We start from the raw sequence: 15,126 nt of genomic DNA on the forward strand, positions 1-15,126 counted from the left end.
GTCCGGCGTCCGGCGTCTAGTCTATGCCCAGATAACGAAACCACAGCGCGCGTCCGGTGCTGATGAAGTGCGGCAACAGGCGGACCACTTCGCCACGCGGGGACGGCCCGGTCCACTCTTCCGGCAGTAACGGGTCGGTGTTGAGAATTTTGGTGGCGGCCCGGCCCACGCGCAAAAAACGCGCGCACAGCACTTTGTCGGGAGCGGTGCCGGCGGGGGCCTGGTCGAGCAGCCGGCACATTTCATCACGGACCTTCTCGAGCAGGGTGTGACGGCGCCGAAAATCCCACAAGCCGGGCCTTGGGGTGACTGATAACTGATCGGCTCGCAGTAGCACGGTTTGCGGGGCCATGCCCAAGGCCCGCAATTCCTGCCGCAGGGCGGAAAAAGCCAGTGACAGGTTGGCGGGGCGGGCGAACAGATCCCGTTGCACCTCGGCGAAACCCCTTTGCCGGAGGGCTCTCTCATGTCCCCGCCAGCCGCTACGGTTGGAACGCGATACCTGGTGGGTGACCGCCACCCACCAGTTTTCTCTCCAGGGACACAGCAACTCGCTCAGACCCTGCCAGCGACCCTGCTCCCGGGCCCAGGGGGCGTTTTCCGCCAATTGCCAGCTGCCGCGTTGAGGGCTGATGATGGCGCCTTGCGTGGACAGGCGGCTCACCGCCACGCGAACGGCTCCGGCCTTGAACCCCATGATGTCGCCACCCTGGGCCAGGGCCACCGAGGTCAGAGCGGTATCCGCGGCCACGGCGAGCATATCCAGGACCAGTGTTCTGGGGGTCAATTCCGCCAGTTTGGTGAGCGAGGGGATTGACGGTCGTCCCTGGGGAGTTACATCATCTTTCATTGATTCCACTTTTGAGTAACAAGTTAAGGGGTGACCAGTGGGCATTATTTCATGAAACCCAACCGTCTTACTTACCTGCTTGAAGGCCTGGTTGCCACTTGGAATTGAAACAACATGCCGGAGTTCGCGTTCCAATTCGACCAGCAGCGCGGCGCTGGCCAAGGGAGTATGTCAACAACAGGATGTGGTGATGGAACCTGCTATCGCGAACACCAGTGACGCGGTTCGGACTTGTCTGGAGCAGGCGCCGACGCCGTTGCGATTATTGCGTCAGGCCGCGGCCCGCCACCCGGATCATCCGGCGCTGGTGTACCTGTGCGATGCCGATACCGGCCATCGGATGACGGTCAGTTATGCCCGTTTGCTGGCCGAGACCGAGGCGGTGGCCCGCGCTCTGCGCGCCAGCGGTGTGACTCCGGAAGATGGCGTGGCCATGTTCCTGCCCCTGGTGCCGGAGGCGGTTTCCACGCTGATCGCCGCCTGTTCGGTGGGGGTGGCGTTTCCGGTGAACCTGCTGATGTCGGAACAGGCGATCGCCTCCCAACTGGCGCTGGCCCGATGCAAAGTGGTGATCACCGTGGGCCCCCATGTGGAGTCGGACTTGAGCGAACGGGTCCTCGCCGCCGCCGCGAGCTTGCCGCGACCGCCTCATGTCGTGGTCTTGCCGGTAACGGAGGCAGAGCGGGCCGTAAGCGGCGGGGAGCTTTGGCCGGCGTTCTTGGCGAAGGCGGAGAACACCGACCTGGCCGCGGATGACGACCCGGAGCGTGTGGCCGCTCTGCTGCACACCGGGGGGAGCACTTATGCGCCGAAACTGGCGGAACTGACCCTGGGTAATCTGGCCGCCGGCGCGGTGCTGACCTGTGCGGGGTGCGGCTACAGTCAGAGTGACCGTCTGCTGAACGGCTTGCCCCTGTTTCATGTGGGCAGCTCGGTGGACGCGGTGCTGGCGATCATCGCAGGCGGTGCCACTTCGGTGCTGCCCACTGCCTTGGGACTAAAGAATCCGGCGGTGATCCAGCATTTCTGGTCCCTGCTGGAGACGCTGGAGGTAACGTTGGTGGGCGGCGTGCCGACGCTGCTGTCGACCCTGGCCGATGCTCCCCGGCAGCCGTCGCGATGCGCTTCACTGAGAGCTTTCCTCACTGGTGGTTCGGCGCTCAATCCGCGGTTGGCCCAGCGGCTGGAAACGCTAAGCGGGGCGCCGGTGTATCAGCTTTACGGCATGACCGAGTCCGCCGGTATCATCACCGCTCAATTCATCGACGGGATGTTCCGGCCGCCCTTGGCCGGGCACCCGGTGCCGCTGGTGGAGGTGGCCATCGAGGAGCCGGGGCGGCCGCTCCGGGCCGGCCAGCGGGGCGAGCTGTGGGTCCGGGGTCCCAATGTCTTCGCCGGTTATCGCACCGCCACGGGCACGCAGGACCGGCCGCACAACGGCTGGGTCCCGTCCGGGGATCGGGTGGCGGTCACCGATGATGGGCAGCTGCGGATTGTCGGTCGCACCAAGGAAGTGATTATCCGCAGCGGCCATAATATCGATCCACAAATGCTGGAGCAGGTGGCGGAAGAACACCCGTCGGTCCTGGAGGCGGCGGTGGTGGCGATGCCGGATCAGCACGCCGGAGAATTGCCAGTGCTGTATGTGACGCTGCGCGCCGGGGCGGAGGCGTCCTGCATCGAGAGCATCGACGCCTTCGTGCGTGATCGTATCGCCGTGCCGCAGGCGCGCCCCCGCCATGTCTTCGTACTGCCTTCGATGCCGATGACACCGCTGGGCAAGGTGGCGCGTTATCAATTGCGGCAGAAAGCGGTGAGCTATCGGGCCGGGCAATTGATCGCCGAGCTGGATACCGGCGCCCGGGTAAGCTGCCCGCAGCCGGACGCCAAATCAATCATTATCGACTGGTCCTCATCGTCGGCCGCGGCCATGCAGGATCGGGCGCGGGAGCGGCTGGCGGAACTCGGGCTGGTGCTGATGTCCGCCTGAAGGCGATGCCGGATCAAGTCCGGCATGATGTTTTCAGGCTTTTGAATTTGGCGTGCCAGCGAGTCCTGGAACCAGTGGCTTACCAGCCGCGCTATCCGTTTGAAGCAACGCCAGTCCCTGGGTGATGGGTCATTCCTCCCAGCCGGCCAGCACCAGTTTGCCGATGGTCCGGCCATCCTCAATACGGCGGTGTGCCTGTTTCAGGTTGGTGGCGTTGATCGGGCCCAGGGATTCGCCCAGTGTGGTTTGCAGTATGCCGTCATCCACCAGTTTGGCGGCCTGGGACAGAATCTCCCCTTGGCGCTGCATATCCACGCCGAACATGGCCCGGGTAAACATGAACTCCCAGGCGAAGCGGGCGCTTTTGGGCTTCAGCGCGTTCAGGTCCAGAGGGCCGCGGGCATCGACAATGGTAACGATGCCGCCCAGCGGGTTAATCAACTCGCAGGCTTGGGTCCAGTACGGATCCGGTTCCTGGGCCAGCAGAATGGCATCCACGCCATTGATGCCGAGAGCTTTCACCGGCTCCACCAGCCCCTGGCGGTAATCGATGGTGTGGGCGGCGCCCATGGATTGGCACCAACGGGCGGATTCGTCACGGCCGGCGGTGGCGATCACCGTCATGCCAAAATGGCGGGCGGCCAGTTGAATGCCGATGGAACCGACACCGCCGGCGCCGCCCACCACTAACAGGGTCTTGCCCTTGGCGGTGTCCGGGGTCAGGCCGAGCTGGTCTTCCAGGGCTTCCCAGACCGTCAGGGTGGTCAGTGGCAAAGCGGCGGCTTCCTGCATGCCCAGACTGTCGGGTTTGTGTGCCACCAGCCTTTCATCAACGCATTGGAACTGGGCGTTGCTGCCCTGGCGTTGCATGGCGCCGGCGTACCAGACCCGGTCGCCGGGTTTGAAACCTTGAACCTCATCACCCACCGCCTGCACCCGGCCGGCGGCGTCATACCCGAGCACGCGGAAACCGGGTTCGGCCAATGGCCGTTGTCGCACTTTGGTGTCCACCGGATTCACCGACACCGCTTCCACCGCGATCAACAGATCGCGGGGACCGGAAACCGGTGTCTCCAGCTCGATATCCTGTAACGCGTGCAGGTCTTCAATGGCTCGGGGGCGGTCGAAACCGACAGCTTTCATCCTCTCCTCCTGGTAACGCAGTTTGGCGCAAAGTGAGCCCGCGCGGACCGGTCGCCGCCGTGTAGGATGACAAGCGGGTCTCGGGGCGGCATGGCAATGGGCCGCGGGTTTCAGAACACAAGGATACCATCATGAATTTCGACGAATACCGTAAGTTGGATGGCGTGGCCCTGGCCGGGCTGGTGGCCCGGGGGGAAGTCAGCGCGGCGGAATTGCTGGAACTGGCCATAGCCCGGGCGGAGCAGGTCAATCCGAAGCTCAACGGCTTGGTCATTCCGCTTTACGAGGAAGGCCGGCGCACGGCGGCGGGACCGCTTTCCGGGCCGTTGGCGGGGGTGCCCATGCTGGCCAAGGACCTGTTCCAGGAAATGGCCGGGGCGCCCTGTTATATGGGTAACAAGGCGCTCAAGAGAATGGGCTTTCGCGCCCCCCACGATTCGGAACTGGTGAGGCGCTGGCGCGAGGCTGGCCTGGTGTTGTTCGGGCGTACCAACACGCCGGAGTTTGGCGCCAAGGGTATCACCGAGCCGGATTCGTTCGGCGCCTGCCGCAACCCCTGGAATCCCGAGCACACCCCCGGCGGCTCTTCCGGCGGCTCGGCGTCGCTGGTGGCCGCCGGGGTGGTGCCGTTCGCCGGCGCCAATGACGGCGGCGGCAGTATCCGTATTCCGGCGGCCTGCTGCGGCCTGTTCGGGCTCAAGCCCGGCCGCGGCCGCACGCCCTGGGGGCCGGATTTCGGCGAAGCCCTGCACGGACTGTCGGTGAATCACGCGGTGACCCGTTCCGTGCGCGATTGCGCGGTGTTGCTGGAGGCGGTGGCCGGAGACGAACTCGCCAGTCTCTATCCGCTGGCGCCGCCCGCGCGGCCATACCGTGAAGAGGTTGAACGTGACCCGGGGGCCTTGCGTATCGCCTTCACCAGTCGCTCGCCCATAGGCACGGCGGTGGATCCGGAGGCGGTGAAGGCGGTGGAGAACACGGCTCGTCTGCTGGAATCCCTCGGTCACCAGGTGGAGGAAGCGGAACCGGAGATCGACGTCATGGCCATGAGTATGGACTGGCTGATGGTCTGGTTCACCAAGTGCGCCGACAGCGTCAACGAAATGCGCCGGCTCACTGGCGCCGGTGACGACGGATTTGAGCTGGATACCCTGGGGATGGCGGCGTTCGGGCGCAGCTTGAGCGCGCCGGATTACCTGCGGTGCTACCAGCACTGGCAGACCTATACACATCAGCTGATGGCGTTTCTTCAAGGGTATGACTTCTTGATGACGCCGACCCTGGCCATGCCACCGGCGCGTATCGGTGCCATGGCGACCCCGCCCTTGCAGCAAGCGGCACTGAAGCTGGTACTGAAAACCGGTGCGCAAAAACTGCTGATGAAAACCGGGCTGGTGGAGCAGATGGCGCGGGAAAACCTGAAATACACGCCGTTCACGCAACTGGCCAATGTCACTGGTGTGCCGGCCATGTCGGTGCCGCTGCACTGGTGTGACAACGGTTTGCCGCTGGGTGTGCAGTTTGTCGGCGGTCATGGCGACGAAGGCAAGCTGTTGTCTCTGGCGGCACAGTTGGAACGGGCCGAGCCGTGGTTTGATCGGGTGCCACCGGAGTTATAAGCGCTCCTCGGGGTTTAGTGATCTCTTCATCGAGGGCAGCGAAGCCGTGTTAGGTCTCGAGGTAACCGGCAAACTCGGGGGCTGGCCTTGGAGACATAAATCTGGAGGCCGCTACAATGCTGCTGTGGGAAGCTTGCTTGCAAGCGAATGGGCCTCTGGATCCCGAGATTCGCTTGCCAGCAAGCTTCCCACAGTGGCTTCGTAGTCCCGTCTGTGCCAGCGGTTGACGTTGCTGGTGCCCGGAAGGCCTCCGAGCAATCGGTTTAAAAACCGTAAAGGCGGGCAGGGTTGTCGACCAGAATCTTGCGAATGATGGTCTCGTCATGCCCGGCCCATTGGAAGAATTCTTCCAGCAGCGTGGTGTCATCCGGCATCGGCACGGAAATACACACGTGGGGCCAGTCACTGGCCCACAGGATCTGATCAGGATTGGCTTTGATCAGTGCCTTGGCATAGGGCGTGACGTCGGAGTAGGGAGTGTCCGGCTGGTTGGTGAAGCGATAAGCGCCGGATAGTTTCACCCAGGCCTTGCCGTCCCGGGCCAGACGCAGCAGATCACGGAATCCCGGATGCTTCACGCCGATGCTGGCCGGCATGTGTCCCATGTGATCGATCACCACCTCCACTGGCAGGTTGGCCACGGTGTCGTAGAGATCGGCGAATTCCGAGATGTCGATCAGCAACTGCAGATGCCAGCCCAGCGGCGCCACCTTGCGGGCCAGACTGGTCACGTCCGAGACCTCGACACCACTCTTGTAGATCAGGTTGACGCGCACGCCGCGTACCCCGAGGGCATCCATTTCCCGGAGTTCCCGTTCACTGGTCTGGTCACTGATCACCACCACGCCGCGATAGTTGTCGCCGCCTTGACGCAGGGCTTCCAGGGCCACCCGGTTGTCGTAGCCGTAGACGCTGGGTTGCACGATAACCCCCCGGCTCAGCCCCAGTGTGCCCTGCATTTTTCGGTAGTCGTCCAGTGATGCCGGCGGTGGCGTATAGGAACGATGTGGCGTGAAAGGGTGGACCGCCGCATCCCCGATAATGTGAAAGTGGCAGTCGCAGGCGCCTTCGGGAAGTGGCATTGATGGCGCGCGACAGCTTGATACCGGTGGTGCGCAGGGCGGGGCGTAGGTTTCGCCAAGTGACGTCATGCGGGTCACTTCCCAACCCTGAAGACCACGCAGCCCGTTGCGCTCGGCGGAATTGATGATCTGGGTCCAGGCGGCGCGGCGGGCCAGGTCCGGGTCGCCCACGGTGATCGCCTCGAGGATCGCCTCGTATTCGGTCAGCACGGTTTCACGCAGTGCCTCGGAAGTGGCGATGCGCCGTTCGAAAGAGGCGGCCTCAAAGATATGGGCGGTCAGAAACAGCACGAAATTCTTGAAGTATTCGTTGCCGGTGGCGTCGGCGATGGCGCGTTTGAAAGCCAGGCTGCTCTCGACCATGCCCTGGCCAGTGGCAAGGGCGTCGCGTAACGCGGACAGGGCGGCCCGGATTGCCGCGAGCTGGCTGCGGGAACGGCGGGAGGTCAAGACGCAACTCATAGAGCTGGCGGAGCTTGGGTAGATGGCTGAGCTCATCGTGGTCGATGCGAAAGCTGTTGCGATGGGCCTTGTTGGACACGAAAGCGCCCAGACCCTGATGGCTCTCCACCAACCCTTCCGACTTGAGTCGCGCTATTGCTTCCCGGACCACGTTACGCCCGACACCAAACCGCGCCGTCAGTTGTGACTCACTGGGAATACGGTCGCCGGGCTTGAGGCGGCCGGCGGAAATCTCCGCTTCCAGATGGCGGGAGATCTTGACGGAAAGCTGGCTGCGTCCTGCAGCGGCAGCTTGTTTCATAAGGCTCATCCTGTGGTCTGTGCGAACGGTGTCGGGTAAACGGCGCCGAGGCCGTGGGCAGTAATAGTACCTCTCCGGGGGGCTGCACGCTCCATGCACGGGTCGGTGGTGGTTCGGCCACGGGAAAGGCAGCCCGGGTTGTTTCGCGGGGGAGGCACGATGACCGACTTTACAGCACTGGTAAATTTATGATCAACTTGTAGGACAAGTTGGGTGGGCGCTTCTCATTCCGCCTGCCCCCACGCCATCAACTCCATCAAAACAAACAGGAAAGCCGTGATGACGTCTTTACCCAGATCCGTCAAAACGTTGATGACCGCTGCCATTCTGGCGACGACCCTGGCCGCGGCGAGCGTGACTCAGGCCGCCACCGTGATCCGCCTGGGCTGGACCACCGCCGACAGCGAAGTGGATCCCTACGCCATTGCCGCGCACTACTTCCAGGAAGAACTGGAAGCCGCGGCACCGGGACAGTTCGAAATCAAATTCTTCCCCAACAACCAGTTGGGTAATGACACGGACATGTTGCAGGGGATGCAATTCGGAACGCTGGATGCCGGCGTTATCACCGGCACCCAGTTAGGGACCCTGGACAAGAGCTTCCAACTCCTTGACCTGCCTTTCCTGTTCAAGGATCGGGCCCAGGCCCACGAGGTGCTGGATGGCGAAGTGGGGCAGGAGTTGTTCGCACGGTTGGAAAAGCAGGGGCTGATCGGCCTGGGATTCGGCGAGGCCGGTTTCCGGCATGTCATCAACAACAAGCGGGAAGTGCTGGAGCCCGGTGACTTGCAGGGGGTGAAGCTGCGCGTACAACCAAGCGATCTGTTTATCGCCAGCTTCCGTGCCCTGGGCGCCAACCCGGTCCCGATGGCCTGGAGCGACGCCTACATGGCGGTGCAGCAAGGCACGGTGGACGGTCTCGAGATTCCGCTGGCGGTGATTTACGCCAACAAATACGCCGACGTGGTGAAGTACCTGTCGCTGACCAACCACACCTATAACGCCTTGCCGCTGCTGATGTCCAAGCAGGCCTTCTCCCGTTTGTCGTCCGAACAGCAGGAAGCGGTGCGTACCGCCGCGCGGAAAGCCATCGAGCGGCAACGCGCCGAGGTGGCGAAGAACGAGCAGGCGCTGATCGAGAAGATCAAGGCCAAAGGCATGGCGGTTACCGAGATTGCCGACACCGGCGCTTTCCGTGATGAGGTGCGCCCCGTCTATGAAGAATATCGGCCACGCATCGGCGAAGACCTGGTCGACCGCGCTATGGAACTGGTCACGGAATAACGGTGGTACAGGGCTCTGGCAAGGTCGCGGAGCCCAATCCTCAGAGCCTTGGTATGTACAGATATCTCGAAGCAGGCAGCAAATACCTTGCCGCCGCGACGGCCGCGCTCGGCGCGGCCTGCGCGTTGATCATGACTCTGGCCTTGCTGGCGGGTGTGTTCTGCCGATACGTACTGAATTCCTCTTTGTCCTGGAGCGACGAGGTCGCGTTGCTGGCGTTCAGTTGGACGGTATTCCTGTTCGCCAGTGTACTGACGCGGGAGTTCGGACACGTGCGCGTTTCCATCGTGGTGGACGCCTTGCCCGGCTTGCTCAAACACGCTCTTGAGCGGGGCAGCGTGCTATTGATCCTGCTGTTCGGCGGGTTGATGTTCTGGGCCGGTTGGCAGTTCACCGCTTTCACCGCGCACCAGGTGTCACCGGCGCTGCGCTACCCGTTGTGGCTGCAAGGCGCGGCGGTGCCGGCCTGCGGCGCCTTGATGGTCTTCCATGCCTTGGTGCTGCTGTTCCGCCCCGGGCCGCTTGACGAGCAGGGAGGTGCCGTCGATGAGTGAGATTGGCATTGTTCTGATCGTCGGGTTGTTTGTTCTGCTGCTATTGGGCGTCCCCATCGCCTTTACCCTGGGCCTGCTCACCGCCGTTGGTATCTGGATGGCGGACTATAATCCGATGATCCTGGCCCAGCGTCTGATCGCCGGGAGCACCATCACCAGCCTGCTGGCCATACCCGGTTTCATCCTGGTTGGGGACCTGATGAGCGCGGGTGGGTTGTCCAAGCGCCTGGTCAGGGTGGCCTCGGTCTGTTTCGGTCACCTGACCGGCGGGCTTTCCATGTCCACCGTGGCGGCGGGTACGTTTTTTGGCGCGATTACCGGATCCGCGCCGGCCACCACCGCCGCGGTGGGGTCGGTGATGATCGATGAGCTGGAGAAACGGGGTTACTCGCGCGGTTACGGCGCGGCGCTGTCCACCTCCATCGGACCGCTGGGGCAGATGATTCCGCCTTCCATTCCCATGATCATCTGGGGGGTACTGTCGGAAGAATCGATTTCCAAATTGTTCCTGGCGGGTGTCCTGCCCGGTTTGATCGCCGCGGCGGGGTTCTGCGTCGTCGGTTATGTCCATGCCCGGCGTCTGGGTATCGCCCGGGAGAAGCGGCCCGGTGTCCGGGAGATCCTGGCGGCGATCCGGGAAGGGATATGGGCGTTGTTGGCGCCGGTGGTGATCCTCGGAGGTATTTACGGGAGCGTGTTCACGCCCACCGAGGCGGCCATGGTGGGCGCGTTGTACAGCCTTGTCATTGGCCTGTTCATTTACAAGGATCTGCAGTGGAAATCGCTGATACCGTTATTCATAAAGTCGATGCGCACCACCACGGTGATCATGTTCATTATCGTGGTGGCTTACGGCTTTGCCTGGATCATCGCCAGTGAGCAGATTCCCTCCCAGGTCACGCAAGTGCTGCTGAGTCTCACCTCGAACCCGTTCCTGATCCTGCTGTTGCTGAACATCATGTTGCTGGTGCTTGGCGCGGTCATGGACACCGTGTCCGCCATGGTCATCCTCAGCGGGGTGCTGACCGCCGTGGGTACTCAGGTGGGTCTGGATCCGATTCAACTGGGCGCCATGGTGGTGATTAATTTCGCCGTGGGGATGATCACCCCGCCGCTGGGGTATTCCCTGTTCGTCGCCTCCACCATCAGTGGTTTGAGTATCGAGAAAGTGGCCCGCAATCTCTGGCCGTTCTTCCTGGTCCTCATTGGCGTGGTGGCACTGACCGCCTATGTACCGGCGGTGACGCTTTGGCTTCCGGGCCTGTTGGGGTAGAGATGGTATGACCGTGAATCAGAAACCGATGTCCGGGATCAGTGCACCGACGATCCCGGGACCCCACCCGGCGCCAAGCAAGCCGGCAAGCGCCTTGCCCCGGGGGGCGTGTGATACCCATGCCCATCTGTTCGGGCCGCAAAGCCGCTACCCGTATCAGCCCAATCGCAGCTACACGCCGCCGGACGCTTCCGAGGAAACCTATCGGGAGCTGTTGCACACCCTGGGGTTTCAGCGTGCCGTGCTGGTGCAGCCCAGCGTTTACGGCACCGATAACCGGCGCATGCTGGACGCGCTGGCCCGCCCGCGTGTTGATGACAACATTCAGTGGCGCGGCATCGCGGTGGTGGATAACAGCATCACCGATGCCGAACTGGAACGTATGCATGAGGCCGGGGTGCGGGGCGTGCGTGTCAATCTGGTGTTTCCCGGTGGCCTGACTTTCGCGGATATCGAACTGCTGTCCCGTCGCATCGCCGGCCTGGGATGGCACGTTCAATTCCTGGTGGACGTATCGCGGTTCGAACGGCTGGTTGAGCGTCTGGAGCGGTTACCCACCGACAGCGTGGTCGATCATATGGGGCATATTCCCACCCATCGCGGGATCGAACATCCTGGATTCCGGGCGCTCCAGGAACTTATGGAAGGCGGGCGCACCTGGGTCAAACTGACCGGACCGAATCGCATTACCGCTCTGGATCGGGCGCCTTATCACGATGTGGATCCGTTCTTCACCACACTGCTGGAGACACGGGCGGATCGTTGCCTGTTCGGCACGGATTGGCCCCATGTGCAACTGCCCGGGCCGATCCCGGATGATGGGGAACTGGTCGATGAGTTTCTGCGTCTGGTTCCGGATCCGGCGACAAGGAAGCAGGTGCTGACTGACAACCCCGCCGCTCTTTACCGTTTTGATGACTAAGGGAAGCCGGGGCTCCCGTGCTTCCCGGTCGTGATCGTGGCGATCAGTGTTCCAGCGCGAATCGCAGCCCGGCGTTTTGTTCCAGGCGTTGGATCAGCTTGTCGCCCATGGCCGGCGCCGTGGTCCAGATGCCGCCGGGGGTGTCAGTGGCGTCCCGCAGCAGGCACAAGGCGCTTTCGGTGATCATGCGTGAAGTGGAACCGTAGCCGGGGTCCTTGTCGCCGGAGACGCTGGCGGACAGGGTCCGGCCGTCGGCGGTTTCGCCCAGGAACAGCACGTCGTAGAAGCCGTTTTCCCGTTCCTCCTTGCCTGGTCCCTCACCGGGTTTGGGCGCTTTGTCACCGGTCAGCGAGCGGTCGTTGGCCACCGCCTGGGCGGTGGCTTCGCCCTTGTCGCCGGGGCCGGTGAGGATCATTTCATCGTAGACGAAGTCCTCGCCATAGGGGTGGCCGAGCAGGAAGTTGGAGCGGTGCACATTACGGGTATTGATGGCGGCCATGATGAACGGTGCCGCCCAGCTTCCCAGAGCCTGGTCGTACTCAATCTCGGCGGCGGGTGGTTGCATCGGACCCTCGAAGCCCGGGGTCAGCGCGAATGGATTGACCAGCAGTTTGCGGACTTCCGCGTCCCGCGCGGCGGCCAGAGTGGCTTGCAGGCTGGCGGCGGTGCCGCCGGAGAAGGTGCCCTTCATCCGCCGTACCCGTCCCTTGATGCGCGACAGCGGCGCGCCCAGCCTGGCCCGGGCCTGTTCTTGCAGGAACCACACGCCGAGGTCGAAGGGGATGGAGTCGAAGCCGCAGGAAAAAACGATGCGCGCGCCGCTGTCTTGCGCCTGTTCCTGGTATTTGTCCACCATGCGGCGCATCCACGCCACTTCGCCGCACAGATCCACATAGTCGGTGCCGGCGCCGACGCAGGCCGCCACCAGCGGCTCGCCGTAGAGCTGATAAGGACCGACCGTGGTCAGCACGACCCGGGCCCGACGCGCCAGAGCGCGCAGGCTGTCCGCATCGGTGACATCGGCTTTGAGGATCGCCACGCCGGGGTCGATACCCAGTTCGTCGCGCACTTGCTCCAGTTTGCTTTCGTTGCGGCCGGCCAGAGCCCAGCGCAGCCCGCCATCAGTGCCATAGCGCTGCTGTAGATACTCCGCCACCAGCCGACCGGTAAAGCCGCTGGCGCCGAATACAATCAGATCAAACTCCCGTGCCTCGCTCATGATGCTTCCCATTCTGTTGTTTGCTGGCGGGCGCTCGGCCCTCGCGAGCCCCAACGGTAAGCCGTTCGCGGCACCCAGGGCAACCGATAGCGATGTCGATGGTATGATGGGCGCGATCCAGAAAGGGGGATGCCCGGTGACGGAACACATTCTGATTGTTGACGATGAGCCACGGGTGGCGGAGCCGCTGATCTTTGCTCTGCGGCGGGAGCACTTCCAGGTCACCCATGTGGAACGGGGTGAGCAGGCGCTGGCGCAACTGGCCGGCGACAACCCGGCGCTGGTGGTGTTGGACGTGGGGCTGCCGGATCTCAACGGTTTCGAGGTTCTCAAGCAGCTGCGCCGTTCCAGCGAGGTGCCGGTGTTGTTCCTCACCGCCCGCCAGGATGAGGTGGATCGCATTCTCGGCCTGGAGCTGGGCGGTGATGATTACGTCACCAAACCTTTCAGTCCGCGCGAAGTGGTGGCACGTATTCGCGCCATTCTCAAGCGTCTGGATAAAGGCACACCGGCGCCCGTGGCGGAAGGCAGGGAATGGCGGGTGGACCAGCAGGCGGCGAAAGCCTGGTTTCGGGATCAGGCGTTATCGTTGACCCGCTCCGAATTTCTTATTCTCGAAGCGCTGATAAAACATCCGGGCCAGGTATTCAGCCGGGGTCGGCTGCTGGATATTTGTGGCAGTGACGAGGACAGTTTCGAGCGCGCCGTGGATACCCATATCAAAACGCTGCGCGCCAAGCTGCGCCCGATGGGGGGGGACGCCTGGATTGTCACCCGCCGCGGCCTCGGTTACGTGCTGGAGCGGCCATGAAACTCAGCGGCCAGTTCCTGCTGATTTTCTTCCTGATCATGGGGTTGGTGAGCTGGTTCACCATGGATCTGGTGCTGGATGAGGCCCAGCCGCTGGTGCGCCAGTCGGCGGAGGAAACGCTGGTGGACGCCGCCAACCTGCTGGCGGAGGTGATCGCCGCGGACACTCATGGGGACGAGCTGGTGGTCACCCCGGCGCTGCGTTCGGCGCTGAGGCGCTATGCTCAGCGGCTTCCAGGCGCCAATATCTGGGGGTTGAGCAAGAATCGCATTGATACCCACATCTATATCACCAGTGCCGATGGCATCGTCCTGTTCGATTCCCGGGGGGAGAATGAGGGCAAGGATTTTTCCCGCTGGAACGACGTGCATCTGACCTTGCAGGGCAAATACGGCGCCCGCACTACCCGCACGGACCCCAATGATCCGGCCTCCTCGGTGTTGTACGTGGCGGCGCCGGTGCGCCACGAAGGCACTTTGATCGGCGTGGTGACACTGGGCAAGCCGGGGGCCGCCATCGAGCCGTTCATCGAGCAGGCGGAACAGCGCCTGATCCGCTACGGCTGGCAGGCGCTGGTTGCCTGTCTGTTGTTGGGCATTGGTCTGGCCTGGTGGATCAGTCACCGGGTCGGACGGTTGCGTGGCTACGCTCTGGCGGTGGCCGATGGCGGCAGACCGTCGCCGCCGCGCTTTCGCGTCCATGACGAGATTCGTGAACTGGCCGATGCCGTCACCGCCATGCGTCGTCGTCTGGAAGAGCGGGCGCGGCTGGAAAACCACATCACCATGCTGACCCACGAAATGAAGAGTCCGTTGGCGGCCATTCGGGGCGCCGGGGAGATTCTGGCCGAGGAGATCAGCGAGCCCGCCTTGAGCCGGTTGACCGGCAATGTAGTGCACGAGAGTCAGCGGCTCAGTGATTTGCTGGATCGGATGCTGGCTCTGGCGCGGCTGGAAAAACTGGAAAGTCTGCCACCCAGGGAACAGCAGCGGTTGGCGGCCTTGCTGGAGGAATGGAAACTCAGCCGTGAAGTGCTATTGGATGAGAAACGGTTGAGAGTGAACTTGAGCGGCGAGCCGGTACTGCGGGTGGAGCCGGACACCACCCGGTTGGCCCTGTTCAATATGCTGGATAATGCGCTGCGCTTCGCCGAACCGGGCTCCACCATTGAAGTCGAAGGCTGGCGCGAGGAGGGACAGCAGGGCGTCGACGTCAGCAACCAGGGGCCGTGTATTCCGGACTACGCGCTGGCCCGGGTCACCGAGCGATTTTACTCGTTGCCGGCGCCGGGGGAGGAAAAAAGCTCCGGTCTCGGTCTCGCCATGGTGGAGGAGATCGGCGAACTGCACGGCGGCTGGTTGCGGGTGGAGAACCTGGAGCTGGGCGTACGGGTGCGGTTATGCCTGGGATAGGCTGCTGATACGGCAAGCCATGGCTGTAGCCAGGAGATCGGGATTAGCGCGGTATTCGCTGGCAAGCCAGCTTCCCACAGCGGGGGCTACGGAGCCGCTGTGGGAAGCTGGCTTGCCAGCGAATTGGTAAGTCAGGTCCAGCGTGGAATCCTCACAAAACCCCCACACTCCTCTCAAACAGGGCCGGCAAGCTGGTCACTCCAA

At 63.1% G+C, this 15,126-nt stretch carries 13 protein-coding genes and 1 pseudogene; 9 read left to right on the top strand and 5 right to left on the bottom strand.

Translation table 11 applies throughout. The features are described 5' to 3' along the window. Positions 1–16 precede the first annotated feature (16 nt). Positions 17–850 carry a hypothetical protein gene (locus tag A6D6_RS10985; protein ID WP_133490042.1) on the bottom strand — a complete coding sequence of 278 codons (834 nt, stop codon included), beginning with the start codon at positions 848–850 and terminating at the stop codon, positions 17–19. A 190-nt stretch (positions 851–1,040) separates the two neighbouring features. Here A6D6_RS10985 and A6D6_RS10990 point away from each other — a divergent pair, with 190 nt between their 5' ends. Further along, positions 1,041–2,840: an AMP-binding protein gene (locus tag A6D6_RS10990; protein WP_133490043.1), complete on the top strand. Its 1,800-nt coding sequence runs from the start codon at positions 1,041–1,043 to the stop codon at positions 2,838–2,840. 129 nt (positions 2,841–2,969) lie between these two features. On the opposite strand, the gene A6D6_RS10995 is transcribed toward A6D6_RS10990, so the two are convergent. Continuing rightward, positions 2,970–3,983, bottom strand: coding sequence for a zinc-binding alcohol dehydrogenase family protein (locus A6D6_RS10995; RefSeq protein WP_159660763.1), 1,014 nt, complete (start codon positions 3,981–3,983; stop codon positions 2,970–2,972). Between the two features lie 131 nt (positions 3,984–4,114). Between A6D6_RS10995 and A6D6_RS11000 the strand changes: the two genes are divergently transcribed. Further along, positions 4,115–5,602 (top strand): amidase, encoded by a 1,488-nt coding sequence (locus A6D6_RS11000; protein WP_133490045.1) that lies wholly within the window; start codon positions 4,115–4,117, stop codon positions 5,600–5,602. Positions 5,603–5,865: 263 nt separating this feature from the next. Here A6D6_RS11000 and A6D6_RS11005 read toward each other — a convergent pair whose 3' ends face one another. After that, entirely contained in the window at positions 5,866–7,134 is a 1,269-nt protein-coding gene (locus A6D6_RS11005) for an amidohydrolase family protein (protein WP_201303768.1), read from the bottom strand. A 34-nt stretch (positions 7,135–7,168) separates the two neighbouring features. Here A6D6_RS11005 and A6D6_RS21720 point away from each other — a divergent pair, with 34 nt between their 5' ends. Next, positions 7,169–7,333: a hypothetical protein gene (locus A6D6_RS21720; protein ID WP_201303771.1), complete on the top strand. Its 165-nt coding sequence runs from the start codon at positions 7,169–7,171 to the stop codon at positions 7,331–7,333. Here A6D6_RS21720 and A6D6_RS21885 read toward each other — a convergent pair. Beyond that, positions 7,283–7,456 (bottom strand): annotated as a pseudogene (locus tag A6D6_RS21885) (GntR family transcriptional regulator); the annotation flags it as partial. The gene A6D6_RS21720 and the pseudogene A6D6_RS21885 sit on opposite strands and share 51 nt — an antisense overlap. Positions 7,457–7,726: 270 nt before the next feature. Here A6D6_RS21885 and A6D6_RS11010 point away from each other — a divergent pair. From A6D6_RS11010 to A6D6_RS11025, 4 genes are read left to right on the top strand one after another with little or no spacing between them, the layout of a single operon-like run. Continuing rightward, positions 7,727–8,731 carry a TRAP transporter substrate-binding protein gene (locus A6D6_RS11010; protein ID WP_133490047.1) on the top strand — a complete coding sequence of 335 codons (1,005 nt, stop codon included), beginning with the start codon at positions 7,727–7,729 and terminating at the stop codon, positions 8,729–8,731. 53 nt (positions 8,732–8,784) lie between these two features. Further along, a complete protein-coding gene (locus tag A6D6_RS11015; protein WP_133490048.1) occupies positions 8,785–9,285 on the top strand; it encodes a TRAP transporter small permease in 501 nt (166 codons plus the stop codon). After that, positions 9,278–10,558, top strand: a complete 1,281-nt coding sequence (locus tag A6D6_RS11020; RefSeq protein ID WP_133490049.1) for a TRAP transporter large permease — start codon at positions 9,278–9,280, stop codon at positions 10,556–10,558. Before A6D6_RS11015 ends, A6D6_RS11020 begins: the two co-directional genes overlap by 8 nt. 7 nt (positions 10,559–10,565) lie before the next feature. Further along, positions 10,566–11,480 carry an amidohydrolase family protein gene (locus A6D6_RS11025; RefSeq protein WP_236564080.1) on the top strand — a complete coding sequence of 305 codons (915 nt, stop codon included), beginning with the start codon at positions 10,566–10,568 and terminating at the stop codon, positions 11,478–11,480. Between the two features lie 43 nt (positions 11,481–11,523). On the opposite strand, the gene A6D6_RS11030 is transcribed toward A6D6_RS11025, so the two are convergent. Further along, positions 11,524–12,699 (bottom strand): saccharopine dehydrogenase family protein, encoded by a 1,176-nt coding sequence (locus A6D6_RS11030; protein ID WP_133490050.1) that lies wholly within the window; start codon positions 12,697–12,699, stop codon positions 11,524–11,526. A gap of 136 nt (positions 12,700–12,835) precedes the next feature. On the opposite strand from A6D6_RS11030, the gene creB reads away from it, so the two are divergent. Both creB and creC read left to right on the top strand, forming a co-directional pair. Further along, positions 12,836–13,510, top strand: a complete 675-nt coding sequence (creB, locus tag A6D6_RS11035) for a two-component system response regulator CreB (RefSeq protein WP_236564081.1) — start codon at positions 12,836–12,838, stop codon at positions 13,508–13,510. Further along, entirely contained in the window at positions 13,507–14,922 is a 1,416-nt protein-coding gene (gene creC / locus A6D6_RS11040; RefSeq protein WP_159660764.1) for a two-component system sensor histidine kinase CreC, read from the top strand. The genes creB and creC overlap by 4 nt, the downstream gene beginning before the upstream one ends. Positions 14,923–15,126 lie beyond the last annotated feature (204 nt).

This window comes from Alcanivorax xiamenensis, assembly GCF_009846745.1.
In the GTDB taxonomy this organism is placed as follows: domain Bacteria; phylum Pseudomonadota; class Gammaproteobacteria; order Pseudomonadales; family Alcanivoracaceae; genus Alloalcanivorax; species Alloalcanivorax xiamenensis.